General features: G+C 69.1%; 27 protein-coding genes. 11 read left to right on the top strand and 16 right to left on the bottom strand.

Going from position 1 to position 25,431, the window contains the following annotated elements:
- The first annotated feature begins 102 nt into the window (after positions 1–102).
- Both LBW94_RS16260 and LBW94_RS16255 read left to right on the top strand, forming a co-directional pair.
- The gene (locus LBW94_RS16260) at positions 103–1,326 is read left to right on the top strand and encodes an AAA family ATPase (protein WP_225059459.1); all 1,224 of its coding nucleotides are present in this window, start codon (positions 103–105) and stop codon (positions 1,324–1,326) included.
- A 177-nt stretch (positions 1,327–1,503) separates the two neighbouring features.
- Positions 1,504–1,875: a hypothetical protein gene (locus tag LBW94_RS16255; protein WP_225059458.1), complete on the top strand. Its 372-nt coding sequence runs from the start codon at positions 1,504–1,506 to the stop codon at positions 1,873–1,875.
- 175 nt (positions 1,876–2,050) lie between these two features.
- On the opposite strand, the gene LBW94_RS16250 is transcribed toward LBW94_RS16255, so the two are convergent.
- From LBW94_RS16250 to LBW94_RS16205, 10 genes are all read right to left on the bottom strand, one after another.
- Positions 2,051–2,998 carry an aldo/keto reductase gene (locus tag LBW94_RS16250; protein ID WP_225059457.1) on the bottom strand — a complete coding sequence of 316 codons (948 nt, stop codon included), beginning with the start codon at positions 2,996–2,998 and terminating at the stop codon, positions 2,051–2,053.
- Between the two features lie 81 nt (positions 2,999–3,079).
- On the bottom strand, positions 3,080–4,135 hold the full coding sequence (locus LBW94_RS16245; RefSeq protein ID WP_225059456.1) for a methionine synthase: 1,056 nt from the start codon (positions 4,133–4,135) through the stop codon (positions 3,080–3,082).
- The gene (locus tag LBW94_RS16240; protein WP_225059455.1) at positions 4,132–4,782 is read right to left on the bottom strand and encodes an HAD family hydrolase; all 651 of its coding nucleotides are present in this window, start codon (positions 4,780–4,782) and stop codon (positions 4,132–4,134) included. Before LBW94_RS16240 ends, LBW94_RS16245 begins: the two co-directional genes overlap by 4 nt.
- Positions 4,779–5,876: a tRNA 2-thiouridine(34) synthase MnmA gene (gene mnmA, locus LBW94_RS16235; protein ID WP_225059454.1), complete on the bottom strand. Its 1,098-nt coding sequence runs from the start codon at positions 5,874–5,876 to the stop codon at positions 4,779–4,781. The genes LBW94_RS16240 and mnmA overlap by 4 nt, the downstream gene beginning before the upstream one ends.
- Complete coding sequence (locus LBW94_RS16230) at positions 5,873–7,147, bottom strand: cysteine desulfurase family protein (RefSeq protein ID WP_225059453.1); 1,275 nt, start codon at positions 7,145–7,147, stop codon at positions 5,873–5,875. The genes mnmA and LBW94_RS16230 overlap by 4 nt, the downstream gene beginning before the upstream one ends.
- 311 nt (positions 7,148–7,458) lie before the next feature.
- Positions 7,459–7,605: a DUF6307 family protein gene (locus LBW94_RS16225; protein WP_019926126.1), complete on the bottom strand. Its 147-nt coding sequence runs from the start codon at positions 7,603–7,605 to the stop codon at positions 7,459–7,461.
- 8 nt (positions 7,606–7,613) lie between these two features.
- Positions 7,614–7,790 (bottom strand): RGCVC family protein, encoded by a 177-nt coding sequence (locus LBW94_RS16220; protein ID WP_266271278.1) that lies wholly within the window; start codon positions 7,788–7,790, stop codon positions 7,614–7,616.
- Complete coding sequence (locus LBW94_RS16215) at positions 7,787–8,632, bottom strand: slipin family protein (RefSeq protein WP_225059452.1); 846 nt, start codon at positions 8,630–8,632, stop codon at positions 7,787–7,789. The genes LBW94_RS16220 and LBW94_RS16215 overlap by 4 nt, the downstream gene beginning before the upstream one ends.
- A 238-nt stretch (positions 8,633–8,870) precedes the next feature.
- Positions 8,871–9,131 carry a hypothetical protein gene (locus tag LBW94_RS16210; protein ID WP_225059451.1) on the bottom strand — a complete coding sequence of 87 codons (261 nt, stop codon included), beginning with the start codon at positions 9,129–9,131 and terminating at the stop codon, positions 8,871–8,873.
- Positions 9,132–9,212: 81 nt separating this feature from the next.
- Entirely contained in the window at positions 9,213–10,667 is a 1,455-nt protein-coding gene (locus tag LBW94_RS16205; protein ID WP_225059450.1) for a GAF domain-containing protein, read from the bottom strand.
- A 363-nt stretch (positions 10,668–11,030) separates the two neighbouring features.
- Here LBW94_RS16205 and LBW94_RS16200 point away from each other — a divergent pair, with 363 nt between their 5' ends.
- From LBW94_RS16200 to LBW94_RS16190, 3 genes are all read left to right on the top strand, one after another.
- The gene (locus LBW94_RS16200; protein WP_225059449.1) at positions 11,031–11,204 is read left to right on the top strand and encodes a CsbD family protein; all 174 of its coding nucleotides are present in this window, start codon (positions 11,031–11,033) and stop codon (positions 11,202–11,204) included.
- Positions 11,205–11,572: 368 nt separating this feature from the next.
- Positions 11,573–12,274, top strand: a complete 702-nt coding sequence (locus LBW94_RS16195) for a GAF and ANTAR domain-containing protein (protein WP_225059448.1) — start codon at positions 11,573–11,575, stop codon at positions 12,272–12,274.
- Between the two features lie 48 nt (positions 12,275–12,322).
- Positions 12,323–13,081: a GAF and ANTAR domain-containing protein gene (locus tag LBW94_RS16190; protein WP_225059447.1), complete on the top strand. Its 759-nt coding sequence runs from the start codon at positions 12,323–12,325 to the stop codon at positions 13,079–13,081.
- On the opposite strand, the gene LBW94_RS16185 is transcribed toward LBW94_RS16190, so the two are convergent.
- Positions 13,071–14,252: a GAF domain-containing protein gene (locus LBW94_RS16185; protein WP_225059446.1), complete on the bottom strand. Its 1,182-nt coding sequence runs from the start codon at positions 14,250–14,252 to the stop codon at positions 13,071–13,073. The two genes, LBW94_RS16190 and LBW94_RS16185, sit on opposite strands and share 11 nt — an antisense overlap.
- A gap of 359 nt (positions 14,253–14,611) precedes the next feature.
- On the opposite strand from LBW94_RS16185, the gene LBW94_RS16180 reads away from it, so the two are divergent.
- Positions 14,612–15,373 (top strand): GAF and ANTAR domain-containing protein, encoded by a 762-nt coding sequence (locus LBW94_RS16180; RefSeq protein WP_225059445.1) that lies wholly within the window; start codon positions 14,612–14,614, stop codon positions 15,371–15,373.
- A 6-nt stretch (positions 15,374–15,379) separates the two neighbouring features.
- On the opposite strand, the gene LBW94_RS16175 is transcribed toward LBW94_RS16180, so the two are convergent.
- Positions 15,380–16,219: a SigB/SigF/SigG family RNA polymerase sigma factor gene (locus tag LBW94_RS16175; protein WP_225059444.1), complete on the bottom strand. Its 840-nt coding sequence runs from the start codon at positions 16,217–16,219 to the stop codon at positions 15,380–15,382.
- Between the two features lie 463 nt (positions 16,220–16,682).
- On the opposite strand from LBW94_RS16175, the gene LBW94_RS16170 reads away from it, so the two are divergent.
- Positions 16,683–17,603 carry an SAM-dependent methyltransferase gene (locus LBW94_RS16170; RefSeq protein ID WP_225059443.1) on the top strand — a complete coding sequence of 307 codons (921 nt, stop codon included), beginning with the start codon at positions 16,683–16,685 and terminating at the stop codon, positions 17,601–17,603.
- Positions 17,604–18,110: 507 nt separating this feature from the next.
- On the top strand, positions 18,111–18,905 hold the full coding sequence (locus LBW94_RS16165; RefSeq protein ID WP_225059442.1) for a helix-turn-helix domain-containing protein: 795 nt from the start codon (positions 18,111–18,113) through the stop codon (positions 18,903–18,905).
- A gap of 10 nt (positions 18,906–18,915) precedes the next feature.
- Here the strand turns inward: LBW94_RS16165 and LBW94_RS16160 are convergent, their stop codons facing one another.
- Complete coding sequence (locus LBW94_RS16160; protein WP_225059441.1) at positions 18,916–19,815, bottom strand: MBL fold metallo-hydrolase; 900 nt, start codon at positions 19,813–19,815, stop codon at positions 18,916–18,918.
- A 524-nt stretch (positions 19,816–20,339) separates the two neighbouring features.
- Between LBW94_RS16160 and LBW94_RS16155 the strand changes: the two genes are divergently transcribed.
- The gene (locus LBW94_RS16155; protein ID WP_225059440.1) at positions 20,340–21,059 is read left to right on the top strand and encodes a hypothetical protein; all 720 of its coding nucleotides are present in this window, start codon (positions 20,340–20,342) and stop codon (positions 21,057–21,059) included.
- An 8-nt stretch (positions 21,060–21,067) separates the two neighbouring features.
- Here the strand turns inward: LBW94_RS16155 and LBW94_RS16150 are convergent, their stop codons facing one another.
- A complete protein-coding gene (locus tag LBW94_RS16150) occupies positions 21,068–21,280 on the bottom strand; it encodes a hypothetical protein (RefSeq protein ID WP_225059439.1) in 213 nt (70 codons plus the stop codon).
- Between the two features lie 51 nt (positions 21,281–21,331).
- Entirely contained in the window at positions 21,332–22,306 is a 975-nt protein-coding gene (locus LBW94_RS16145) for a helix-turn-helix transcriptional regulator (RefSeq protein WP_225059438.1), read from the bottom strand.
- A 91-nt stretch (positions 22,307–22,397) separates the two neighbouring features.
- On the opposite strand from LBW94_RS16145, the gene LBW94_RS16140 reads away from it, so the two are divergent.
- Positions 22,398–22,931: a DinB family protein gene (locus LBW94_RS16140; RefSeq protein ID WP_225059437.1), complete on the top strand. Its 534-nt coding sequence runs from the start codon at positions 22,398–22,400 to the stop codon at positions 22,929–22,931.
- 207 nt (positions 22,932–23,138) lie between these two features.
- Here the strand turns inward: LBW94_RS16140 and LBW94_RS16135 are convergent, their stop codons facing one another.
- Positions 23,139–24,830, bottom strand: coding sequence for an ABC transporter ATP-binding protein (locus tag LBW94_RS16135; RefSeq protein ID WP_225059481.1), 1,692 nt, complete (start codon positions 24,828–24,830; stop codon positions 23,139–23,141).
- Between the two features lie 151 nt (positions 24,831–24,981).
- On the opposite strand from LBW94_RS16135, the gene LBW94_RS16130 reads away from it, so the two are divergent.
- Positions 24,982–25,422 (top strand): MarR family winged helix-turn-helix transcriptional regulator, encoded by a 441-nt coding sequence (locus LBW94_RS16130; RefSeq protein WP_225059436.1) that lies wholly within the window; start codon positions 24,982–24,984, stop codon positions 25,420–25,422.
- Positions 25,423–25,431 lie beyond the last annotated feature (9 nt).

Genomic DNA, 25,431 nt, shown 5'->3' with positions numbered 1-25,431 from the left:
TCCTCCATAGGCAACCAATGAGTTGCATATGGCCGCGACAGGCAACTAAACGGTTGCGTGTCAAGGCTCGCGGTCGGTCGCGGAAAACGGCAGGATGGCGGGGTGCTGCGCAGCTTCCAGGTGACGAATCACCGCTTTCTGGCCGAACCGCAGGAACTGCGGCCGATCGGTACCCGGGCCGGCGCCCTGCCCGCCCCGGTGACGGCGGTCCGGGGCGCGGTCGCCACCGGCAAGTCCAGCCTCGTGGACGCGCTCGCGCACATGCGCGACGCGGTGCTGCACTCGGTCGCCGGGTGGGATCCCTACGCCGGTCCGGTGCGCGCGCCGCATCTCGGATTCGTGGACCGTCCTTCGGAATTCGCCGCCGCCTTCGTGGCCGAGGGGGTGTCCTACAGCTACGGTTACCGGCTCGACCAGGCCGATGTCACCGCGGAATGGCTGTACAGCCATCCGCATCAGCGCAAGCGCGTGGTGTTCGAACGCGCCGGCGAACAGATCCGGGTCGGCGCGCAGTTCGAACCGGCCCGCTACGGCATCGGCGCCCTGGTCCCACTGGTGCGCCCGAATGCCTTGCTGCTCAGCCTCGCCGGGCAACTGCACGCCGAGGCGCTGACCCCGGCGCATCGCTGGTTCGCCGACCGGCTCGACGTGGTGCACGGCCCCGGCGACCCGGCCGCGATCGAGCATCGCCTCGGCAGCCACCTGTCCCGGTCCGCCGAACACGCCGCGCGGCTGCTGACCCTGCTGCGCGGGGCCGATCTCGGTGTCGAGGACGTGCTGATCCCGGAACCCGATCCGCGCTACGCCGACTATCTGCGGGAACTCGACGGCGAGATCGCCGTCGCGACCAAGGAGGCGGACGCCTGCCTGATCTCCCCCGGGCACGCCGCCGAACTGGCCCACAGCCACGGCCTGACCCCGGCGGCTCTGGACCGCGAACTGGCCGATCTGCGGGCCGCCCGCGACACCCTCTACACCCGGATGGCGGCGCGCTGCGGGGTGGGCCTGGGCCTGGTGCACACCGGCATGACGGCGGCGATCGACGTGGCCGACGAGTCCACCGCGACGCTGGCGCTGCTGCGGCTGCTGCCCGCCGTCCTGGACGCGCTGGACATCGGCCGGGTGCTGGTCGTCGACGATCTCGACACCCAGCTCACCCCCGGCGTCGCCGCGCGGCTCACCGCGATGTTCACCGATCCGGACACCAATCCCCGTGGGGCCCAACTGATCTACACCGGTCGCGGCGAGCCGGCGGCGGCCCGGCACACCTCGGGCTGGGAGTTGCGACGTACCCCACTCGGTGTCGGCGAGCTCACCGCGTGCTGATGTCCGGCGCGACCGAACCGCCGACCGTTCGCCCGCGAGGAGTTCGAGGTGGATTCGGAATGCCTCCTCCGCGAACGACAACTCCGCGAACGGGGTGGGTGTGCGGCTTTCGGCGGTACGGACCCACCGCCCCGATCGCCGCACCGGCCCGTTCGGATGCCGCACTAGCATGGAAACATGCTGCTGCAGATCGGTTTCATCGTGGTGCTCGCAGGCGTGGTGGTCGCGTTGATCACCCAGTACCGCCGCGGCCGGACCGGCGGCGGGCGGGGCGCCGGGAGATCGTGGCGGAATCCGCCGGCCGTGGAGAGCGGCACCCTGTACGTGACCGGCGTGAGCCCGCGACCGGCCGCTCAGGGTGAGCAGTTCGTCACCCTGACCGGCACGGTGTCGGGGCCCAGTGTGGCCGGGGAGACCGTCTACGGCCGATTCGTCTGGGATGTCGGCCAGTGGCCCTCCCCCGGCGACCAGTTCCCGGTCGTCTACCCGCCGGGCAAGCCCGACCGCTGGCAGATCGAGCATCCCGGCGCCCGGCCGCTGTTCGGCTGAGCTTTACTCAGCCGAGCTGCCCAGGGCTGTTCGACCGGACTGCCCAGCGGCTGCCAGGCCGAACTGCCCAGATGCTGTTCGGCTGAGCTGCCCAGGGCTGTTCGCCTCCGAGCCGCCCGGGTGCTGTTCGACCTCGCACCGACCTGAGCCTGCTCGACCGGGACGCCGGACTCGTTCAGCCCGCGCTGGCCTCGGCGAGCAGGCTCAGGTCGGCCACGTCCAAGGTCAGCTGGGCGGCCACGCCCAGCTCGCGCAGCTGCTCCACCGAGGTCGCCGACGCGATCGGCGCGGTGATACCGGGCCGGGTCAGCTGCCAGCCGATGGCGACGGCCGCCTGCGACACCCGATGCTTGTCGGCGACCGCGTCCAGGGCGGACAGGATGCGCAGGCCGCGCGGCTCGAGGTATTTCGCCACACCGCGCTGCCCGCGCGGGCTCTTGCCCAGGTCGGCCTCGGAGCGGTACTTGCCGGTGAGGAAGCCCGAGGCCAGCGGACGATAGGTGACGACGCCGAGCTTCAGGTCGGTCACCACCTGCTCCAGCCCGGTCTCGTAGTCGGCGCGGGCGTACAGGCTGTATTCGGGCTGGATCACCTGGTAGGCGGGCAGACCGGAATCGGCGCTGATCGCCGCCGCCGACCGCAACCGGTCGGCGCTGAAGTTGGAGGCGCCGATGACGCGCACCTTGCCCTGCTCGATCAGGGTCTGATAGGCGCCGAGCGTCTCCTCCTGCGGGACCTCGGCGTCATCGCGGTGCGAGTAGTAGAGGTCGATGTAATCGGTCTGTAGCCGCCGCAGCGAATCCTCGGCGGCGCGCAGGATGTTGTCCCGCGACAGGCCCGGACGGGTCGGCAGCATCCCGACCTTGGTGGCGACCACGACACTGTCGCGTTTGCCGGAGCGTTGCAGCCAGCGGCCGATGATCGTCTCCGACTCGCCGCCGGAATTGCCCGGCACCCAGACCGAATAGCCGTCGGCGGAGTCCACGGAGTTGATGCCCACGTCGGCGAGCGCGTCCAGCAGGGCGAACGAGGCACTCTCGTCCACCGTCCAGCCGAACACGTTGCCACCGAACACGATCGGCGACACCTCGAGCGACGACGTTCCCAGCGGGCGCAACGACATCGGTTCCACTCCTTCCGAATTCGGAATTCGATTCGTCCCATCATCACATCCGGAGCGGGATACGGCACGTCCGCCGCCGGACTATTCGAAGGTCAGCGCCTCCGGCTCCTCGGTGTAGGCGCGGGCGACGTCGGCGGCCAGCGACAGCGTGCGGCGGGCCCAGCTCAGCGGCGCACCGGCCAGGCCGCAGGCGGGGGTGACCAGGATGCGCTCGGCGAGCAGGCGGCGCGGGAACCCGAGGCGGTCGAGCAGCCGGACGCCGGGTTCGGCGACGTCGCGCCAGCCGAGTTGCCCGGCCGGGGCGGTGGTGGGAATCAGCCCCAGCGCCAGATACTTTCCGCTGTCCAGCAGTTCGCCGACGCCGTCCAGATCGGCGGTGCCGACGGTGGCCAGATCGAATCCGATCGCGGCGGCGGCGCTGCCGTGCAGGAAGCGCAGCGCGGGCCGGTCGGCGCAGGTGTGCACCAGCACCGGGCCGGTCTGCGCGGTCACCACGGTGTCCAGGATGTGCAGGGCCTCGGGTTCGGGCACCGGCCGCACGGTGTTGAGCATGCTGGCGCCGCTCAGCGATCCGGTCAGCACGGCCGTCAGCGCCGGTTCGTCCACCTGGACGACGACGGTGGTGTCCAGGCGCTTGGCCACCTCGGCGGCGTGCCGGGCGAGCCCTTCCGCCAGCGATTCCGAAAGATCACGCACCGCACCGGGATCGGTGAGCAGGCGGTGCCCGTTGACCAGCTCGACCTGGGCGGCCAGCGTCAGCGGGCCCGCCACCTGCACCTTCACCGGCCGGCCGGAACCGCCGAGACCGGCTGTCTCCCAAGCTTCTTCGAGCGCGTCCAGATCGGTGCGCAGCAGGTCGTGGGCGCGGCGCGAGACGCCACCGGGCCGGGCGGCCAGCCGGTAACCACGCGCGGAGGTGTCGAAGCGCAGATCGACCAGCAGCGCGGAGGCCCGGCCGATCATGTCCGAACCCGGTCCGCGCGCGGGCAATTCGACCAGGTGCGGCAGCGCGCCGAGCTCGCCCACGATGGTCGCGGCGGCCTCCCGGGCATCGGTGCCCGGCCAGGACCCGACCCCGGTCACGATCCCACCGCGCAGTACCGCGGATTCCGTTGTCACACTGTCGCCCTCACTCATCGGTATTCACCCTGTCCGGAAGGCACTGCCGGGCAGCGGCTCTCGGAGAAATCCGCGTACCAGCCCGGGAACGACACCAGATCCGGCAGCGTCACGTCGGCGCCGTAGGCGCTCAGCGTCACCAGGTCGAAGGGGCCGGTGGCGACGCCGACGGACACCGCGCCGGCGGCCCGGGCGGCATCCACGTCGCCGGTGTGATCGCCGACGTAGGCCGCGGCGCCGAACCGGCGCAGCGCCGCACCCTTGCCCGCGCCGAACACGCCACCCACGACCTCCTCGACCGGCAGCTCCAGAAACCGGACGGTCCGTTCGGTGTCGGCCTGATTCTTCCCGGAGACGACGATCACCCGCCCGCCGGCGGCCCGGATCGCCGCGATCGCCGCGGCGGCCCCCGGCATCGCGGTGGTCACCGGAATCGCCACGTCCTGGTACATCGCGCGGTACCGGTTCGCCATCTCGACGACCCGCTCCGGCGGGAACCAGTAGCCGATCTCGACCTCCAGCGGCGGGCCGATCCGCGACACCACCGCGGTGGTGTCGATCGGCACCCCGGTCTCGGCGGACAGCAGCCGATACACCGCGGCGATGCCCGCCCGGCTGTCGGCCAGCGTCAGATCGAGATCGAAGCCGATCGCCGGGGCCGTCACCGCGAGCTGTCCGTCAGCGCCCGCTCGGTGCCGCTGATGGTCCCACTGCCGATCACCTCGTCGCCGGCGGGATCCGGACGGTACAACACCACGGCCTGCCCGCGCGCGACGCCGGTCAGCGGTTCGCGCAGCCGCACCACCAGGCCGCCGTCGACCGGCTCGGCCGCCGCGGGCGCGGTGCCGCCGTGCGCGCGCACCTGCGCGACACAGTCGATCGAACCGGCCGGGGTCGCCCCCGAAGTCCAGATCGCGCGATCCGCGAGCACGGTCGCGACCTGCAACTCCTCGGCGGTACCGACGTGCACGGTGCCGGTCCCCGGATCGATACCGGTGACGTAACGCGGCCGGCCGTCGGCGGCCGGACCGGGCAGGCCCAGCCCCTTGCGCTGACCGATGGTGAAACCGTGCACACCCTCGTGCACACCGAGCTGCTGCCCGGCCGAGTCGAGGATGGCCCCCGGCCGGATGCCGATCTTGGCGCCGAGGAAGGCGCGGGTGTCGCCGGACGGGATGAAACAGATGTCGTGCGAATCCGGTTTGTCCGCCACCGCCAGGCCGCGCTCGGCGGCCTCCGCGCGGATCTGCGGCTTCGGGGTGTCGCCGACCGGGAACATCGCGCGGGACAGCTGGTCGGCGGTCAGCACGGCCAGCACATAGGACTGGTCCTTGTCGGCGTCGACCGCCCGGCGCAGCACACCGTCGGCCAGCCGCGCGTAGTGACCGGTGGCCACGGCGTCGAAGCCGAGCGCCACCGCGCGATCGGCCAGCGCCGAGAACTTGATCTTCTCGTTGCAGCGCAGGCACGGATTCGGGGTCTCGCCCGCGGCGTAGGAGGCGACGAAATCGTCGATCACGTCCTCCTTGAACCGGTCGGCGAAATCCCAGACGTAGAACGGGATTCCGAGCACGTCGGCGGCCCGGCGGGCATCACCGGCGTCCTCCTTGGAACAACAGCCGCGCGATCCGGTGCGCAGCGTCCCCGGCGTCGCCGACAACGCCAGATGCACGCCGACCACCTCGTGGCCCGCGTCGACCGCACGTGCGGCCGCGACGGCGGAATCGACGCCGCCGCTCATCGCAGCGAGCACTCTCACCGGGATCCCTCCTGTGTCAGTCGGTTGGTTCCTTCCTGCTTCCGCCCGCGGCCGCTGCCGGCCCCGGCCAGTCCCGCCGCGCGGGCCCGCTCGACCACCGCGGGCAGCACCTCCAGCAGCCGATCGACATCGGCCCGATTCGAGGTGTGGCCCAACGAGAATCGCAGCGAACCCCGGGCGGTACGAGCATCCACGCCCATCGCCAGCAGTACGTGACTGGGCGCCGCGACCCCGGCCGTGCAGGCCGACCCGGTGGAGCACTCGACACCGGCGGCGTCGAGCAGCATCAGCAGCGAATCACCCTCGCAGCCAGGGAAAGTGAAGTGCACGTTGCCCGGCAGCCGGTCCGCGCCCGCGGGCCCGTTCAGCACCGCATCCGGCACATCGGCCCGCACCCCGGCGATCAGCGCGTCCCGCAGTCGCAGCAATTCACCCGTGCGCGTGGGCATCTCGGTGATCGTCTTGCGCAGCGCGGCCGCCAGCCCGACCGCCGCGGGCACATCGGAGGTACCGGACCGCAGATCCCGCTCGTGACCGCCACCATGCAGCAACGGCAGGCATCCCACCTGCCGCCCCAGCAACAGCACCCCGACCCCGTGCGGCCCACCGACCTTGTGCCCGGCGAAACTCGCCGCCGCCAGCCCGCTGCCCGCGAAATCGATGGGCAGCTGCGCCGCGGCCTGCACCGCGTCACTGTGCATCGGCACACCGAATTCCTGTGCCACGGCGGCCAATTCACCGATCGGCTGCACCGAGCCGACCTCGTTGTTGGCCCACATGACGGTGACCAGCGCGATCTCACCGGGATGCGCGGCCAGCGCCGCCCGCAGCACGCGCGGCGACACCATCCCGTCCCGATCCACCTCGAGCAACGTCACCCGGGCGCCCTCGTGCTGCTCCAGCCACTCCACCGCATCCAGCACCGCGTGATGCTCGACCCCGCTGACGAGGATGCGGGTACACCGGGGATCCGCGTCGCGCCGAGCCCAGTAGATGCCCTTGACGGCGAGATTGTCGCTCTCGGTGCCGCCCGAGGTGAAGATCACCTCCGAGGGCCGCGCCCCGAGATCGGCGGCGATGGACTCACGCGCCTCCTCCAGCATCCGGCGCGCGGTACGCCCCGATCCGTGCAGCGACGACGCATTACCGGCAATACGCAGGGCATCCGTCATCGCCTCGACCGCGGCAGGGTACATCGGTGTCGTGGCCGCGTGATCGAGGTAGACAGTCTGGGGCACCGCACCGACCGGACCCGGGAAAGCCGACTTCATGACCAGTGAACTCTATCCCATCGTGACCTGCGTGTTCCTCGGGTATCCCACCGCTGCCTACGATCGCTCTACGATCCGACAGCAACGGATGCAAGCAGTGACGGGCGCGAGGTATTCCCCGCAGACCCCCGGGCCAGGGGACCGCCCCGGATCGAGGGCCGATGCGCCGGCCGTCGGCAGCCGGTTCACGCCGACCGTCCGTCCCCAGGGGGATCGGCTCGGCCGGCCAAGGGAGTGGGACCGGCTCCGGTGTCGGAATCCCGAGGGCCGCGCAGGGTGCGGCAGGCGATTCGTGACTGCTACATCACAGGTCAGCGTATCTTCTCCGGGATGGTGTCGAGGGCGTGCAGCACGTGGACGGCGAGTTCGGATGCCGAGCGGTCGTCGAGTTCGGAATGTGCGCGCACGGCGTCCCGGACACGTCCGACTCGACGTTCGTACGGTGTTTCGATGGTCATTGTGGTTCCTATCGGCGGTAGTAGGTGATCTGGTCGGCGGTGTCACGGGCACAGGCGCATTCGCGCAGCAATCCGCGGCTCATGGTCGCGGCACAGTACCGGAATCCGATGTGCCCGTGCGCCGCACGAGTGTGGTCGCATGCCGGACAATCGAATTCGAGCATGGCGATGGGCAAGGAAGTCAATTCGGCACCGCCTCGGAGTCGACGGGATCGAGGGTGGATCCGGGTTGGGATACCGGGGCGAACGTGGTGGCGGCCGCGGATTCGCGGGCGAGGAAGGCGCCGAGTTCGCCGATCGCGCTCATCAGCGGTGCGGGGAACACGACGGTGGTGTTCTTGTCGACGCCGAGCTCGATCAAGGTCTGCAAGTTGCGCAACTGCAACGCCAGCGGATGCGCCATCATGGTGTCGGACGCGTCCCCGAGCGCGGCGGCGGCAAGCGATTCGCCCTCGGCGGCAATGATTTTGGCTCGCTTCTCCCGTTCGGCCTCGGCCTGCCGGGCCATCGCTCGTTTCATGCTGTCGGGCAGCTGAATATCCTTCAATTCGACCAGGGTCACCTCGATGCCCCATTCGAGCGTGGTGGTGTCGAGAATCTCCCGGATGCCGGCATTGAGGTCGTCGGTGTCCGACAACGCTTCGTCCAGGGTGTGGCGTCCGACAACCTTGCGCAGGGTCGTCTGCGCGATCTGATTGATGGCGGAGTAGACGTCCTGAATCGCCACCACCGATTTCACGGCATCGATGACCCGGAAATAGGAGACCGCGGAAATATCGACGCTGACGTTGTCCCGGGTGATGATGCCCTGCGACTGGATCGGCATCGTGATGATCCGCAGCGACACTCTCGACAGCCGGTCGATGACGGGAACGATGAACCGCAACCCGGGTTCCTTCACCGCGACCACCCGCCCCAAGCGGAACAGCACCCCCCTCTCGTACTGCGTGACGACCTTGATCGACAGGGCCAGCAGGATCAGCGCGACGACGGCGACGACCACGACGGTCACGATGAGTGCTTGCACGACTCTGTCCTCGAATTCGTTGTGCTGGATAGGTTCTCGACGGGCGGCGGGGACTCGCGCATCACGTGCGCAAGCCTCTCGACCGCATCGGTCGCTCGGCGTTGCGCCCGCCGGATATCGGCCGCCGCCCGATCGAGACGAGCCTGAGTGGGCAAGCGAGCACTCCCGCCCGCCTTCGTGCCGAAGAGTTTTCCGGTCACTGCCCCGACTGCGCGGTGCACGACCGCCGGTCCCGTGCTCATTTCGTAGCCTCCTTCTCCGGTGCCGCAGCCGTCCAGCGCTCGAGGTGGTCCCGCCGACTCGGCGTCGTGCGGACATGACGCGAGCCGCCGGCATGTTCATCGCAATCCCGGGCCGATACGGTCGCGTCCCACGGGGACTGTTCGAGTGCCCGGCGTGCGGTGGTGCCACGACGGGCGGTGCCGCGCTGCGCTACCAGCAACAGACCCAGCCCGGTGGCACCTATGACCAAGACGATCAGCCCGATGAGGACGATCATGACAACTCCAGTCGCTTGCGTTACCTCCGAGTGTAGGAGCATCAACGATGTATGTCTACAACGTAGACATACATCGTCTTCCTAGCCGGCGGCCGAGGCATCGGCGCCGAGGCCGGCGGCACGGTGCTCGACCGGTGCCGACGTCACGATCGGCGCCCTCACGAGTGGCGACGGTGTGCGCGTCCCGCCGACCCGCGCCGCCGCGGCGATCCCGGCGGCGGGCGCACGGTCGAGCCGGGCGGCCGCGACGTCGATCGGCGGGCCGTCGACCATCGCGGTCCAGGCCCACTGCACCACGTGTTCCAGTTCGTCGATCGCCCCGCCCAGACGCAGCGCCTCGGGCGCCGCGGTGGCCGGCAGCGCGTCGCGCAGGAACTCACGCACCGCGAACAAGCGCTGCATCATCTGATCGTGAAGTTCATCGGCGAGGCGCTCACGCTCGGCGAGCTCGTCGAGTTCCCATTGCCTGCGCGCCCGCACCGACCGCAACGCCGCCGCGACCCGATCGGCGAATACGGTCATCAGGTCGAATTGCTCGTCGGAAAACCGGGGCGTCCCCACCGGCCGGACAGCGACCAGCACACCCAGCGGGCTGTCGATCCCGCGCAGTGGCAGCGCCACTACCGAGCCGAATAATGCCGGCCCGCTTGCCTTCTCGATGTCCCGCGCCGCCAACCGCAGTGGGGCCCGCTCGAGGAACACCGTCCTGACCGCTGCATCCAGCAGCGCCAGCGCCTCGTCCAGGTCGTCACGGCGAGATCCGATCGAGTCGACGACGGCCAGTTCCGCCACCGCGGGCATCGACGTCCCGGGATCGCGCGGGACGATCAGCAGACAGTGGCCGGGGTCACTCAGGCTGGTCGCCGTGTCGGCGATCAGCCGCAATGCCACGCCGATGTCGATATCGGCCAGCAGTTCGGTCGCGATGTCGCCGGCCGCGGCCGTCCACGCCCGGCGCATGCGCGCCTGTTCGGCCCGCAGGGCGTTGTCGATCGCGAAGCCCGCCGCGATGGCCAGTACCACGATGACCGCCTCGTCGCCGTCGCCGAACTGTCCGCCCCCGGCCTTCCCGGTCAGCGACAGGTTGCCGAAAACCTGATTCCGCACCCGGATCGGAACCTCGAGAACGGACCTGTCGACCGGCCCGAGGCGAACGATCGACATGTTCGCCCGGACCGGGCCGGGCCGATCATCGACCGGACTCGGTCCCGGGTAACCGCCGGGGACCGAGCGGATCTCCACTCGGACGCCATCGCAGACGTCCTCATATCGCGCATCCCGGCAGGACGATGCCTCGAGTTGGTCGTCGTAGACCCGCATACCGACGTCAAGGGCATCCACCATCTCGGCGGCGGCATGCGCGACCACGCACAGCGTCCGATCCAGGTCGAGTCCGGCAGTCCGGATCAAGATGGTCGTGACCAGTTCCTCGCTCCGACTGCGGGATTCGACGATGCCCTCGAGCCGGGACTGAACTTCGCCGAGCAACTCCTGCAGTCGTACCTGCGATTTAGCTGCCCTCGATTGAAAGGTCATGACCAGAACCCTCTCGCCAGTGGCTGGAATGCTGCACGGCGTCACCGGGATCTGGAGCGACGAACACAGCTTACTCGCCCACCTATCGATCGGCAGCGCATCGACCACGACCACCGGAGAGGAGCCCACCGCGCACAGCGAACGGGTCTGTCTCGCCGGCGTTTCCGGCGTTGTCCGGCGATGGTTCCGGGCGTCGGGCCGGCGGTCGGCAATGGTGATCGCACGCGGTCGAGCATCGCCACCGGACCCGGACGTCGCATCGCACCCTTATGTCAACACTGTAGGTCTACATTCAATATTCGGTGTAGCGTCAGTGGTGGAGCTTCGCCGCCTCGGCGGAGTCTCCGAATTGGAGGACGACCCATGAGTGCAGCCGACAAAGCGGGAAACAAGGTCGACGAGATGGCCGGCAAGGCGAAAGAGGCGGTCGGCCGGGCCACCGATGACAAGTCCACCGAAAACGAAGGCAAGGCCGACCAGGCGAAGTCCAACCTGAAGGATGCCGGCGAAAAGGTGAAGGACGCGTTCCGGAAGTAGCGGAACGTCCTCACACTGCGACAGCTGCGGTCGTGCCCGGAGCGGGCACGACCGCAGCTGTCCCGTTGCCCCCCTTGCGGTTTCGTTCGACATCGCTCGGCCGTGCCCGTACGTCACGGTCGCTGCGAGCTGGATAGCCGCGAGCACCCGGCCGCACCGCGGGCATCCCCGTCGCCGGACCGGAACCTTCGAGCAGTTCTTCGGTAGTGTCGCAGGCGTCACCGTAGGCCCGCGTCGCCTCCGGCGCGGCGACTCGGATTGCCTGCTGAAGCTCGGGATGCGTACCGGAAGTGGATATGCGATTGCCGCCGGAAGGGGCGTTGGCCGATGGTCGAGACACTCCGTGAGCCTGGTGGCGGTCAGGTGCGGTGACGCCCCCGCATCCCCTTGTCGCCGAGTTCCTGGCCGTGCTGGCGGAATCGGCGGGAGAGACGACACCGGCCGGGTTGTGCCGTGCGTGTGTGTCGGTACTGCCGGTGGCACGTGCGGCTATCGTGGTGCACAGCGCCGACGGGTGGGAGTTGTTGTGCGCCAGCGACGAGGTCGCGGCCAGAATCGAGGCGATCCAGGCCACTGTCGGCGACGGTCCCGCCATCGACGCGATCACCGGCGGCGCACCGGTTCTGGTCCCGGATCTCACCGCGACCGGATTCGCGCGCTGGCCGGCGCTGCTCGATACCCTCGATCACGACGCCCCGAGCGCGGTGTTCGCGTTCCCACTGCAGATCGGGGCCATCCGGCTGGGGGTGCTGGATCTGTATCGCGAAGCACCGCAAGTACTGTCGAGCCAGGACATGACGTCGATGACCCTGGTGGCCCATCTGGTTACCATGACCTTGTTGAACGATGCCGGCCGAGACGGGGATCCGGGGTGGGAACTGTCGCCGGACGCGCAAACCATCCATCAAGCCACCGGAATGGTGGTGGCGCAGCTCGGGGTGCCCGCCCGGGAAGCCTATGTACGGCTACAAGGGCACGCGTTCGCCCACGGCCTGCTTCTCGGCGAAGTCGCCGCCGATGTCGTCGCGCGGCGGCTGCGACTGACATCGGACGGACACGACACACGTTGACGCCCCATGCCGAGGACCGAGAACAGGAACGAAGGGAAAACGGACACCATGGACGCTCGGGAAGGTCCGCTCACGCGGGCGTTCGTTCGGTTGGTCGACACACTGGTCGCCGACTACGACGCGATCGAGTTGTGCCAGCAACTCGTCGACGATTGCGTCGAGCTGCTGAACGCCACCGCGGCGGGACTGTTGCTGGGCGATCATCACGACAGTCTGCGGGTGCTGGCCTCCACCAGTGAACAGACTCGACTGATGGAGTTGTTCCAGCTGCAGGCCGATGCCGGGCCGTGCCTGGACGCCTATCGCACCGGCAGCCAGGTCATCGTCGGTGAGCTGACCGCTGCCCGAGCGGCGCAATGGCCGGTATTCGGCGACCGGATGCTCGCCGAGGGATTCCGCGCCGTCTACGCGGTGCCACTGCGGCTGCGAGAACAGCGAATCGGCGCGCTGAACCTGTTCAGTACCCAGGTCGGTGCGCTGTCGCCCGAGGACGTGGCTGTCGGGCAGGCGCTGGCCGATGTGGCGACGATCGGGATCCTGCATCAACGTGTGGTTGCCCGGCACGAGATCATCAACGAGCAATTACAGAGCGCGCTCAACAGTCGCATCATCCTCGAGCAGGCCAAAGGTGTTCTCGCCGAACGCGGCGGTCTGGACATGGACCAGGCCTTCGTGATGCTCCGTGCGTATGCCCGCAACACCAACACCCGTCTGGCCGAGGCAGCTCGTGCCATCGTGGACGGCACGGTCGACACGGCCGACTTCCTGCACGCGCCCCAAGCGGACCCCCCGGGTCTCAGCGGGTAGCCGCCCCGACGTCGTCGATTTCCCGCGGCGGTTGCGAGATCACGCGGGCAACGCGGTCGCGCTCGGCACGCTCATCCAGCTCCAGCTGCCGGCGCGCACCGGCCGACCGCAGCCCCTCCGCGACCTGATCGGTGAACACCGACATCGCCTCGAACTGCTCGTCCGGAAAAGCGGGAGCCCCGACCGGTCGAATACTGATCAGCACGGCGGCAGGAGAATCGGTCCCGGGTAGCGGCAGCATCATCACCGGGCCGATCGGCGCACCGGACCCGGCCGTGTGGTCGATCTCGGGTGCGGCCGAGCGCAGTGGCGAACCCGCTCTGAACACCGCTCTGACAGTGGCATCCACGACGGCGAGAACCTCCTCGGCACCGCTGCGACGGGACCCGGCCGAATCGACGATCACCAATTCGGCGACCTCCGGCGTCGCTGTCCCGGACTCACCGGGGACCACCAGCAGACAATGCCCGACGGCAGTCAGGCTCGTGGCCGTGTCCGCGATCAACCGCAATGCCGTAGTGGTGTCGATGCCCGCCCGCAATTCGGCGCCGATGGCACGGGCAGCCTCGGTCCATGCCTGACGTAGCCGGTGTTGTTCGACTTTGCGCGCATTATCGATCGCGATGCCGGCCGCTGTGGCCAGGGTGAGGATGAGCATCTCGTCGTCGCCGCCGAATGGCCTGCCGTCTGCTTTGTCCGCGAGACAGAGGCTGCCGAATACCTGGTCGTGGACTCGGATCGCCACCTCGAGAACGGTTCCGTCCGCTCGGGCCGGATGACGAACGGCCGAGGTCGTGACAGGGACGGATTCGGGCTGCCGACGGATCGAACCCGGTCGCGGGTGAAGGTCGGGGATCGGATGGATCGTCACCCGCCCGATCTCGCGGGCGCCCTCGTAACGCACATCGTGATAGCGAGATGCGATGAGCTGGTAGTCGTGTCGATACACTCCCAGTCCGGCGTTGCGGGCACCCACGAGCTCGGCGGCGGTATGGGCGATCACACAGAGGATTTGATCCAGCTCGAAACCCGAGGTTTGCACCAGGATCGTCGTGACCAGTTCTTCGGTCCGGCCACGGATTTCCGTGATGCGTTCGGCTCGCTGCCGAATTTCGGCGACCGCCTCCCGCAGCCGGGCCTGCGACTGGAATGCCTTCGAATGAAAACGCATACCCCAACCTCTTCCACCGGAAGCCGAACGCTGATGCGTCGCCGAGGTCTGGAGCAACGGCCCTCACCTTACCGGACGACTCCTGGAACGGCAGCACGAGCCACCGCACGCACCGCACGCCTCCGGCTGCGCGGGCGCCGAAATACGACCCTCCGCGAGATCGGCCGAGCCGCCGTCGAATTCGGCGAGAGCCGCGAGTCCCGGCAGCGTGTCGGAGGTCGGCGCGCACCGATTCGGTCTCGGCGGGAGTGGCGGTGGTGAAAGCTTCGCGTAACGATGTCGCCGAAGATACGGTCGCGCATCGGCCCCGGCTGTCGTGGCACGACATCGGAAACGGGAAAACGAGGAAGGAGAACATCATGGTTGCTCGGGAAGGCCCACTCACCCGGGCGTTCGTCCGACTGATCGACACCCTGGTCGCGGACTACGACACGATGGATCTGTGCCAGCAGTTGGTCGACGACTGCGTGGAACTACTGAGCGCGAGCGCGGCCGGGCTGCTGCTCAGTGACAGCACCAGCCTGCGCGTGCTGGCCGCCAGCAGCGAACAGACCCGCCTGATGGAGCTGTTCCAGCTACAAGCCGATGCCGGACCGTGTCTGGACGCGTACCGCACCGGTACCCGGATCGTCGTCGACGACCTGACCGAGCAGGCTTCGCGATGGCCGGTGTTCGGCCACCGAATGCTCGCCGAGGGGTTCCGTGCGGTCTACGCGGTGCCGCTGCGGTTGCGCGAACAGCGGATCGGCGCGCTGAACCTGTTCTGCGAACAGCCGGGTGCGCTGCGGCCCGCGGACGTGTCCGTCGGGCAGGCGCTGGCGGATGTGGCCACGATCGGGATCCTGCATCAGCGCGTGGTCGCACGGCAGGCGATCGTCAACGAGCAACTACAGACCGCGCTCAACAACCGCATCATCATCGAACAGGCCAAAGGTGTTCTCGCCGAACGAAGCGGCCTCGACACGGCACAGGCGTTCGCGACGCTTCGCGCATACGCCCGCAGCACCAGCACTCGCCTCGCGGTACTGGCCCGCGCGATCGTCGAGGGCTCCTTCGACACCACTGCCCTGCTACGTACCTCCGCACCGGATGGTGCACCGCAGCAGCACCCCGCCGGATGATGCCCATTAGGGCCGTAATGCCTGCTCGCGCAGGGTGTTCAGAGTTCCGGCCAGGATGCGCGAGACCTGCATCTGGGAGATGCCGAGGGCTTCGGCGATCTGCACCTGGGTCCGGAATTCGAAGAAACGCAGCACCAGCACGCGCTGATCCCGTGCCGGCAATGCGGCGATCAACGGCCGCACCGCGAGGTAGTCCTCCACCAAGCGGTAACCCGGCTCGTCCACGGCGAGTACGCCCGGGATCACAGTCGGCGCCACGCCGTCCTCGTCGTCGGTGGCCGCTTCGATCGGATCCGCCCGGTAGGCGTTCTGAGCGATCAGCGCCAGGGTGACCTCGGCGGTTTCGACATCGAGTTCTTCGGCGATCTCACGGGCTCTGGGAGATCGCCCGAGCCGGTGGGTCAGGCGTTCGGTGGTCGGGCCGAGCAGTTGATGGATGTCCTTGGTTCGCCGCGGGACGCGCACCCCCCAGGTGTGGTCGCGGAAGTGGCGGCGGACCTCGCCCATGATGGTCGGTACCGCGAAGGCGATGAACGGCGTACCGTGGCCGGGTTCGAATCGGTCGACCGCTTGCACCAGGCCGAGTCGTGCGACCTGTAGCAGGTCGTCGAAGGCTTCTCCGCGACCGGTGAACCTGCGCGCGATGTGCTCGGCCAGCGGTAGCCCCAGTCCGATCGCCTTCTTGCGCAGGCGATCTCGCCGAGGGTCATGGAGGGCGAGGCCGGCGAGTTCGGCGAGAAGAGGTGGGATGCGGTCGTAGTTGTCGTCGTCGCGGCGCCGCCGGCGTATGCGCGTCGACCGCGGTGGAGTGATTCGAGGCAGGGTGAAATGGACAGTCGGATTCATCGACCGGCCTTCCCGGTGTTGTGAGGGGTCAGAGGCAACGATTGCGGTGGCGGTTACGGCCGGCCGGGGCGGATTCACCGCGACTGTCGGATACTGCGACGACCGAGGTCGGATCCGTGCCGTGCGTATCGGGCAGCGGTAGCTCCGATTCTCCGCACCGAGAGGGTGCTCCACCGCGTCCTTGCGGCGGGAACCTCGGAGGAGCGCGGACGAATACCGCGACGATGGCAACGAAATGAGACTCGAACTGTCGCTGATGATGACACCCTCTGTCGTCGCGGGTAGCGTTCGACTGCCGGGGTCAAGGACAGTAAGAATAGGGATGCGCACCGTGATCATGCGCTACGTTCGAGGATAACAGCACGGGCTCGCGGTGGGGACGTGATTCATCCGTCGGCACCACACCCAATTCGGTTGCTGGATGTTATCTGCACTGTCCGGCGGTCGGGTAGGTTGCGTAGACATGACCAGACGAAGCGTGCCTGTAGCAGGAGCGTCGGCCAACTGGGACATCGTCACCGACGTCGGGTTGACGGCACTCGCCGTGGCCGCGGGCCGGGCCATGGAGACCCACCGCGACGGCGGCCTGGTCTCGGACCCGTACGCGGAGGCCTTCGTGCGGGCGGCCGCACCGCCGATCGCCTTGCCGACCCGGCTGGAGGCGGCCGGGGACGACCCGGACATTCCGTGGACGGCGATGGCCCGGTACATGGGGGTGCGGTCGCGGTATTTCGACGAGTACCTGGCGACAGCGGCCACGGCCGGGGTGCCCCAGGTGGTGCTGCTCGCCGCGGGGTTGGACACCCGCGCGTTCCGGATGGGCTGGCCGGAGGGAACCACGGTCTACGAGCTGGACGCACCGAAGGTCCTGGACTTCAAGGACCGCGTGCTCACCGAGCAGGGTGCGCAGGCGCGCGCACGGCGGCAAGTGGTCGCGGTGGATTTGCGGGAAGAGTGGACCCAGCCGCTACAGCAGGCGGGTTTCGATCCGTCCCGGCCCTCGGCCTGGCTGGCCGAGGGGCTGCTGCCTTTCCTGCCGAACGCGGCGAAGCGACGACTGCTGTCCGCGGTGAACGAACTCACCGTCACGGGCAGCAGCGTCGAGCTGGAACACATCGACGATCTGGCCGGTCTGCGCCGCGATCCGCGATTGCGGGAGCAGCAGGCCCGCATGGCCGAGCGAATGAACCTCGATATCACGCGGCTGTGGCCGGACGAGGAGAACTTTCCCGTCGGCACCTGGTTGGCCGAGCACGGGTGGACGGTCACCAGCGAGCGCGCGGACGATGTAGCCAGGCGGTACGGTCGCCCTCTCGCGGAACAGGCGATGCTCCCGATCCGCGCGGGCCTGTTCGTCACGGCACGACGAGCCGGCACACCGTAGAGCCCGCGATCTCCGGCAGCCGGCTGGTGCAAGCCCTCGCTGACTACGAGCGCAATGAGGTTGTTCGACGGGCCCGGCCAGTGGTCGGTAGTCAACGGGACCGTCACGGCTGGGACATCGGTCACCTGTGTCCATACCGCGCACCTCCCTGCACCCGACTGCATCGACTCCATGCGATCGACGCGTTACGCGGGCGGGTGATATCAGCGCTCTCCCGGGAGATCCGGGATACATCGGTATTCCTCGATGTCCCGTTCGAGGTGACAGCCGCTCGGACGGCCGAACGCGATGGTACGCAACCGGATCCGGCGCACGAGACGATGCGGCGATATGCCGACGGGCAGCGTCGGTATTTCGCGCGCGCGGCCCTGGGAGCGCGCCGGCATCGTCGTGGTGACGCTGCCACCGGCTGGACTCTTCGCAGTTCAGCTGGCATTCTGGTGTGTCGGGCGTTCCTGGCCGGCCGGGTAGCGTTTCCCGGAGCCGCCAGGAGGAGTAGCACGTGCCATGACGCCACCACAGGACGACGCGGGTCACGGTGGGAAGCGGGCGCCGGAGAAGAGTCTGGAGCTCGAGAGTCGGTATCGGCTGGCGCGGGTCATGCGGCATCTGCGGGAGCGGGCGGGGCTGACGCGGGCGCAATTGGCGGCGCTGCTGGGGAACAGTGACAAATCCGTCGAGGCCCTGGAGCGCGGGGATCGCGGCGTGAAGATCGAGATGCTGTGGAAATACTTCAACACAGCGGAACCGGTCATCGTCGAACCCATGCTCGACCACGTGATCGAAGTGCTCACCGGGCGAGCGCGGCTGATGGACGATCTGCCGCCGCCGACCGCCCGCGAGATCGCCTTCTGCGACCGGCAGCCGGGTCCGGCGATGGTGATCGCGCAGGGGTCGTTCGATCTGGGATATTGCAACGAACAAGGCCGGGAATGGCTTCAGGGTGTCGGCGAGTACCGGAATCTGATCGTGTGGATGATGCTGGACCGGCGCGCCAAGGACGTCTTCGGGCCGCAGGGGTGGGAGCCGTTCGCCTATCTGCTGCTGCTGGCGCTCGAACATCTGTCCATCGAATTGGTCGGGGAGGACCGGCGGCGAGCGCTCATCGGGGCGGTCAGTCAGGCCCCGGAATACAAGAGGCTCTCCACGAAGCGGACGCCGATCGACGAGGTGGTGCCGGAGATCTTCACCCTGCGCAATCCAGGTACCGGCGAGACGGCCGACTTCTATTTCGGGAGCTGGCGATCGTTCTTCCCGCCGCGCAGGCCGGACTGGCAGCAGCTGGTTTTCTGGCGCGTGTGAGCGGCGCGGGCTAGGTGGGCATCGGCCGCCACTGGATGACACCGGCGCTGTCGCGGGCGCAGAGACCGAACTGCTCGTCCGCGAAGTGCATACCGAATGCGGGGATCTCGTCGTCGGCGAGCATACGGACGAGGGAGCCGCGGACGTCGGCGGCCTGTCGCGGGTCCATATCGGCGACCGAGGACAGCTGTGGATCGGCGACCTGCAACGCGGTGTGCAGCGCGTCGCCGAGAACCACGAGAGTGGCTCCCTGGGAGGTGATCCGATAGCCGGTGTGGCCGGGCGTGTGACCGGGCAGTGGGACCACCGTCACACCCAGGCCGATGTCCTGTCCGGGGTCGGCGAGGCGAACCTGCGGCTCGAACGCCGCCAGCAGGTCGGGGCCGACGCCGTCCACCGCGAGCAGGTGCCGATGCGCCCACTCCTCCCGGCCGACCACCACCGCGGCGTGCGCGAAAGGCCGCCGATCGGTTCCGGGCACGGCGCGGCACAGCCAGCCGATCTGATCGAGATGCAGATGGGTGAGCGCGACGGTGGTGATCCGCGACAGCAGATCGGTTCCGCCACTGCCGGATCGGTCGACACCGCGCAGACTGTCCAGCAGCGCACCCCCGGCGATCAGGCCCGACGGTGTCTCGATGGACACGGGGCCGACGCCGGCGTCGATCAACATCGCCTCGCCGGTGGCATCGTCTTCGATCAGCAGCGCGCCGACACCGGCGGGCAGCGCGCGGCAATCGTCGAGATACCGGTCGTGCGCGTAGTCGTCCCAGAATTCGGCGGTGGTACCCGGCAGCCAGTGGCGCGCGGGCAGCGAGGTCCGGCCGTCGACGAGATAGGTGAGGATCAGGCCGCCGACCCGGATGCTGCGGATACCGGCGACACTGGCCCGGCGTGACTTGGTCAGCAACGGTGATGTCCTTTCACGAGTGGGGCTCACTTTTCCTCGTCCGGAAGTCTGCCGTTCCGTACAACCCACGCAATTCCGTCGAGCCGGAGGGCCGATTGTTCGAATTCGGGCATGTCCGAGGATATCGCGCCGAGGACGGTCCCGCACTACCGAAAACGCCTTCATGTCGCGGATTTTCGAGCCGGGACCCACAGAGTATGGGAGTTCGCGGCGGCGGTCCTACAATTTGTAGGGATCGGGATGCCCAGTCCTACGCGATCCGGGCCGATATCGCACTTCGCGCTGGTGGGACGGCTCGAAGAGCCCGGCTGTCCTACGAAAACAAGGTGTCCGCACCCGCATTCCCACGGGTTCGGGGTCCACCCGCCACAGGGCCTACGAATCGGCGGAGTTTCGAACGGAATTCACGGACGCCTGCAAGATACGAGCCCGGAAAGGGTTGCATCCCGGTGCAATTGTCGCAATGCTTGCTGGTCGTGCGAGGTATCACCCGCCTCCGTCACAACGCGAGAAAGGGGCACGTGATGGATGTATTCCGGCTGACGGCATACCGCACACGACGAGGGCGGCCGCCGCACGATGCCGACGCGACGCGCGAGATCTCCGGTGACAACGAATATGCCATGGCGCCCGCCGATTCCGCGGCGACCGGATGTCCGGACACGGTCGAGCCGCGGCGGCCTGCGGCCGACCCTCCGCAGGTGCCGCCGCGCCCGGCCGACGACGAGCCGGAGGGACGGTGGGGGCAGCACATGGCGGATCTGTTGCGGGAGTGGATGCGGGTGCGCGCGGCGGCCACCGCGGGCGCCGTGCGGCCGGTGCCGGAACCGGCGGAGCAGAGGTTGGCGCGATTGCTCACCGAAGCGCTACGGGCACAATCCGATTCGCATCACGACACGCCCTATGTCGGGCCGGACCTGCCCGACGACATCCTGTTGCGAGGCTGGTTCGATCTCGCGAGGCCCGCGAAGATCCTGGCGGTCGCCTGGCCCCGGCCGCTGCCCTGGCGACGCCGGCAGATGCTGGTCCCGCTGCTCACCGCGGCCTTGCAGCGGCAGGCCGCCACTCGCGACGGTGCAGCGTCGGTCAGCCCCGCCCTGCCCGAGCATGTGCTGCTCGACGGGTGGTGGGATCTGGAGGCCGCAGTGGGTCACGTCCTGACCGCATTGTCGCCCCGGGCGGTCACCGGCCGGGCGACCCCGAGATTCCTGACCGGTTCACCGAACCGTCGCGCGGCCGTGTGAACACGCCGTCAATCGCTGTCGTGGGACATCGCCCACAACAGGCCGCCTCCGGTGAGCAGGGCGAGCAGACCCACGACCCCCACACAGATTCCACAGGCGAGCCCGAATCCGCCGCCGAGCGCCCAGCCCAGCCAGACAGGGGCGACGACGAGCACCAATCCACCGAACACGGCGCCGCCCCCGAACACCGCGAGTCGCTCGCCCTTCCTGAACCCGGACATGGGCATCAGGGTAATGCCTTGCCGGACAACGCCGGTCGGAGATCGCCGTGATCACGGCCGTCCGCGCGCGACCGCCCGCGCGAAGCGTTCGCTCCATTCGGCCAGCATCGCCGTCAGTTCCGGGGCGGAGCGGATCGTGAACTCGACCCCGGCCAGGCCCAGAGCTGTTGCGGGCCAGTGCATCTGGTCGACACTCATGCGGAGTACGCAATGCTCGTCGTCGACCGGTTCCAGGGTCGCCCAGCGGCCGATGCGGCGGGCGGCGGTGTCGGCGTCGGTGTGCAGCAGGACCTCGATCTCGTAGGGGCGCGGCACGTTGTCCAGTTGGCGGCGGATGAAGGCGGCGGCGTCCTCGGCGGGCAGGTCCCGGGGGCGGAATCGGATTCCGGTGGGGTGCGGGCGGCTCAGCCGGTCGAGCCGGAAGCTGCGCCAATCGTGCCGGTCCAGGTCGTAGCAGACCAGATACCAGCGGCGGCGGGCCGAGACCAGCCGTAGCGGCTCGACGCGGCGGGCCGAGGCGCGGCCGTCGGCGTCGCAGTAGTCGAATTCCAGGCGTTCGGTGTCGCGGCAGGCCTGGGCGAGGACCACGAGCACATCCGGATCGGTTTCCGGAATCGGCTCGGGGCCGGGCGTTTCCGCGGACAGCGTCATCGCGCGCACCGCGTCGATCCGGCGGCGCAGGCGCGGCGGCATCACCGGCAGCAGTGTGGCCAGGGTGCGCACCGAGGACTCCGCGATGCCGGCCACGGTCGACTGCGCGGTGGACTGCAATCCGAGGGCGAGGGCGACGGCCTCGTCGTCGTCGAGGACCAGCGGCGGCAGGGCCGCGCCCGCGGTGAGCTGATATCCGCCGGCGACCCCGCGCTGTGCGCGCACCGGATAACCCAGTTCGCGCAGCCGATCGACATCGCGGCGCAGCGTGCGGACCGAGACACCCAGCCGCTCGGCCAGTTCCTCCCCCGGCCAGAAGCGATGCGTCTGCAACAGCGACAGCAAGCGCAACATCCGCACACTTGTTCCGGACATCTTCCGACACCTCGTGCATTCAGGACAGAAACTGGCACCAATGGCTCCTAGCGTAGGCGACGACATCGGAACGACGAGAGGAACCACATCCATGACCGGCACCGAGATCCGCACCGGCGAGCGCGCCGACCTGCTCGACGCACTGCGCACCCACCGCGCCTTCCTGCGCTTCACCACCCGGGGCCTGACCGACGAGCAGGCGGCCGCCCGCACCACGGTCAGCGAACTGTGCCTGGGCGGGCTGATCAAGCACGTGACCGGCGGTGAGCGGGGCTGGGTCGACTTCATCCTGCACGGGCCGGACGCACTCGGCGGCGGCAAGTCGTTCTCCGACTGGACCGAGGAGGACTACGCCCGGCGCGCGGACGAGTTCCGCATGCTGCCCGGGGAAACCCTGGCCGGGGTGCTCGCCGCCTACGACGAGGTCGCCGAGCGCACCGACGAGTTGGTGGCGACACTGCCCGACCTCGACGCCTCCCACCCCCTGCCGGCGGCCCCGTGGCTCGAACCCGGTGGCCGGCGCTCCGCTCGCCGCGTCCTGCTGCACATCATCGCCGAGACCGCCCAGCACGCCGGGCACGCCGACATCCTCCGCGAGGCGATCGACGGCGCGAAGACGATGTGACGCAGCGGAATTCGGCCGACAGGGTGCGGCACGGACCGGTACAGGTTCCCGTGCCGCGCGGCGGGCGATCGCACGCCCGACCAGCAACTGCGGCCCGCGTCGGCTGATCTGCCCGCGCCGGCGCCGTCGGCCTTCCTGCCGCCTGTCCGACCGCACCGCGCCGGTGGCATGTCGACCGATCACCGGCCGGAGGGGTGCAACGGGCGATCAGGCGGCGGCGGGTACCGACTCGCCGGCGCGGGCCAGCAGGGCGGCGTAGGCGCCGCGCGCGGCGACCAGTTCGTCGTGGGTGCCGCGTTCGGCGATCCGGCCGTGGTCCAGGACCACGATCTGGTCCGCGTCGCGGACCGTGGAGAGGCGGTGGGCGATGGTGATGGTGGTGCGGCCCGCCGCCAGGGTGTCGATCGCGTCCTGGACCGCGCGCTCGGTGCGGGTGTCGAGGGCGCTGGTCGCCTCGTCCAGCACCAGGATCGGCGGGTCCCGCAGGATGGTCCGGGCCAGTGCCAGGCGCTGCTTCTCGCCGCCGGAGAAGCGGTAGCCCCGCTCCCCCACGACGGTGTCGTAGCCGTCGGGCAGGCTCGCGATGTGGTCGTGGATCTGGGCGGCGCGGGCCGCGCGGTGCAGTTCCTCGTCGGTGGCGTCCGGTTTGGCGAAGCGCAGGTTGTCGGCGACGGAGGCGTGGAACAGGTAGGTCTCCTGGGACACCACACCGACGGCGCGGGCCAGGTCCGCGAACGACAGGTCGCGCACATCGGTGCCGTCGATGAGCACCCGGCCCGCGGTCACGTCGTAGAGGCGCGGCACCAGGTAGCTGAGCGTGGTCTTGCCGGAGCCGGTGGCGCCGACGACGGCCAGGCTGGAGCCGGCGGGGACGTGCAGGTCGATATCGCGCAGCGCCGGGGTCTCGGCGCCGTCGTAGGCGAATCCGACGTGCTCGAAGTCCACCGTTCCGGTGGGTCGCGGCAGGCTCGCGGGGGTGGCGGATTCGGTGATGTCGGGGGTCAGGTCGAGGTATTCGAAGATGCGTGTGAACAGGGCCAGCGAACTCTGCACGTCGACGCCGGTCTGCAACAGCATCACGAGCGGCCGCAGCAGGCCGCCCTGGAGGGTGGTGAACGCGACCAGGGTGCCGATCGACACCAGCGAATGTCCGTGCGAGACGGTCAGTCCCGCGGCCCAGTAGATCACCGCGGGCATCGCGGACATGACCATCTGGATGGTGGACTGCCGCCACCGGCCCGCCATGCTCGCGCGCAGTTCGAGATCCGCCAGCTCGTGGGATTCGGCCGCGAAGTTCCGGGTCAGGGCGGGTGCGCGACCCATGGTGCGGCCCAGCAGGATTCCGCTGACCGACAGCGACTCCTCCACGATCGCGGACATCGAGGCGAGTTGCTTCTGCCGGCGCGCGGTGAGGCGGCGGCGTTCGTTGCCGACGCGCCGCGAGACCCACACGAAGAACGGCAGCATGATCAGCGAGACCAGCGTCAGCCGCCAGTCCAGCGCGATCATCGCGATGACGCTCGCGGTCACCGCGGTGAAGTTGGAGACCAGGGAGGTCGCCGTGGAGGTGACCGTGGACTGCATGCCGCCGATGTCGTTGGCGATGCGGGACTGCACCTCACCGGTGCGGGTGGTGGTGAAGAAGGCCAGCGGCATCTGCTGCAACCGGGCGTAGACGGCGGTGCGCAGGTCGTGCATGACCCGCTGGCCGACCGCGGTGGAGATGTAGGTCTGCGAAACGCCGAACACGCTGGTCGCCACCGAGACCACGATCATGCCCGCGGCGAGCAGGGTGAGCAGACCGGTGCGGCCCTGCGGCAGCGCCACGTCCAGGACGGCGCGCAGCAGGAACGGTGAGGCCAGCGAGACGACGGCGGACAGCGCCACCAGCAGCGCCATCACGGTGAGTTGCCCTCGATACGGGGTGAACAGCCGGAGTATCCGGCGCAGTTGCGAACGTGGCACGTGGTACTCCTTCGACGATCAACACTTGCTCCAACTGAGCATGGCTCATAATTGTTCCCTCGAACAATGAGGTAAGCTCAGCGGCGTGACAGCCCCCTCCGAGAACGAACTGCCCGACCTGTTCTTCGAGGTCTCCAAGCGGATGCGGCGCAACCAGGCCGCGCATCTGGCCCCGCTCGGCCTGACCCCCGCGCAGGCCCGCGCACTGCGCGTGATCGCCCGGGCCGACGAGCCGATGCGCATGGTCGATCTGGCCGCCCGCCTCGACGTGGTGCCGCGCACGGTCACCACGCTGGCCGACGCCCTGGAGGCGGCCGGGCTGGTCCGCCGCGTCGCCGACCCGGCCAACCGCCGCTCCACCCTGCTCGAGCCGACCGACGCGGGCCGCGCCGCCCGCGACCGGCTGTCGGAGGCCCGCCGGCTCGCGGCCGCCGAGGTGTTCGCCCCGCTGTCCCCCGCCCAGCGCGAGACCCTGCGCGCGCTGCTGACCGAACTGCGGGAGCCGGTGGCGGATCCGGTCCCGTGAGGCGGCCCG

Source organism: Nocardia sp. alder85J, assembly GCF_020176955.2.
In the GTDB taxonomy this organism is placed as follows: domain Bacteria; phylum Actinomycetota; class Actinomycetes; order Mycobacteriales; family Mycobacteriaceae; genus Nocardia.
The sequence above is the reverse complement of the archived record's forward strand: the minus strand, read 5'-3'. Positions and strand labels throughout refer to the sequence as shown.

Coding starts and splice junctions, on each gene's coding strand:
- LBW94_RS16255 (WP_225059458.1), top strand. CDS start 1,504: ATGCTGCTGCAGATCGGTTTCATCGTGGTGCTCGCAGGCGTGGTGGTC.
- LBW94_RS16250 (WP_225059457.1), bottom strand. CDS start 2,998: ATGTCGTTGCGCCCGCTGGGAACGTCGTCGCTCGAGGTGTCGCCGATC.
- LBW94_RS16245 (WP_225059456.1), bottom strand. CDS start 4,135: ATGAGTGAGGGCGACAGTGTGACAACGGAATCCGCGGTACTGCGCGGT.
- LBW94_RS16230 (WP_225059453.1), bottom strand. CDS start 7,147: ATGAAGTCGGCTTTCCCGGGTCCGGTCGGTGCGGTGCCCCAGACTGTC.
- LBW94_RS16225 (WP_019926126.1), bottom strand. CDS start 7,605: ATGACCATCGAAACACCGTACGAACGTCGAGTCGGACGTGTCCGGGAC.
- LBW94_RS16210 (WP_225059451.1), bottom strand. CDS start 9,131: ATGATCGTCCTCATCGGGCTGATCGTCTTGGTCATAGGTGCCACCGGG.
- LBW94_RS16205 (WP_225059450.1), bottom strand. CDS start 10,667: ATGACCTTTCAATCGAGGGCAGCTAAATCGCAGGTACGACTGCAGGAG.
- LBW94_RS16200 (WP_225059449.1), top strand. CDS start 11,031: ATGAGTGCAGCCGACAAAGCGGGAAACAAGGTCGACGAGATGGCCGGC.
- LBW94_RS16190 (WP_225059447.1), top strand. CDS start 12,323: ATGGACGCTCGGGAAGGTCCGCTCACGCGGGCGTTCGTTCGGTTGGTC.
- LBW94_RS16185 (WP_225059446.1), bottom strand. CDS start 14,252: ATGCGTTTTCATTCGAAGGCATTCCAGTCGCAGGCCCGGCTGCGGGAG.
- LBW94_RS16180 (WP_225059445.1), top strand. CDS start 14,612: ATGGTTGCTCGGGAAGGCCCACTCACCCGGGCGTTCGTCCGACTGATC.
- LBW94_RS16175 (WP_225059444.1), bottom strand. CDS start 16,219: ATGAATCCGACTGTCCATTTCACCCTGCCTCGAATCACTCCACCGCGG.
- LBW94_RS16170 (WP_225059443.1), top strand. CDS start 16,683: ATGACCAGACGAAGCGTGCCTGTAGCAGGAGCGTCGGCCAACTGGGAC.
- LBW94_RS16165 (WP_225059442.1), top strand. CDS start 18,111: ATGACGCCACCACAGGACGACGCGGGTCACGGTGGGAAGCGGGCGCCG.
- LBW94_RS16155 (WP_225059440.1), top strand. CDS start 20,340: ATGGATGTATTCCGGCTGACGGCATACCGCACACGACGAGGGCGGCCG.
- LBW94_RS16150 (WP_225059439.1), bottom strand. CDS start 21,280: ATGTCCGGGTTCAGGAAGGGCGAGCGACTCGCGGTGTTCGGGGGCGGC.
- LBW94_RS16145 (WP_225059438.1), bottom strand. CDS start 22,306: ATGTCCGGAACAAGTGTGCGGATGTTGCGCTTGCTGTCGCTGTTGCAG.
- LBW94_RS16140 (WP_225059437.1), top strand. CDS start 22,398: ATGACCGGCACCGAGATCCGCACCGGCGAGCGCGCCGACCTGCTCGAC.
- LBW94_RS16135 (WP_225059481.1), bottom strand. CDS start 24,830: ATGGCGCTGCTGGTGGCGCTGTCCGCCGTCGTCTCGCTGGCCTCACCG.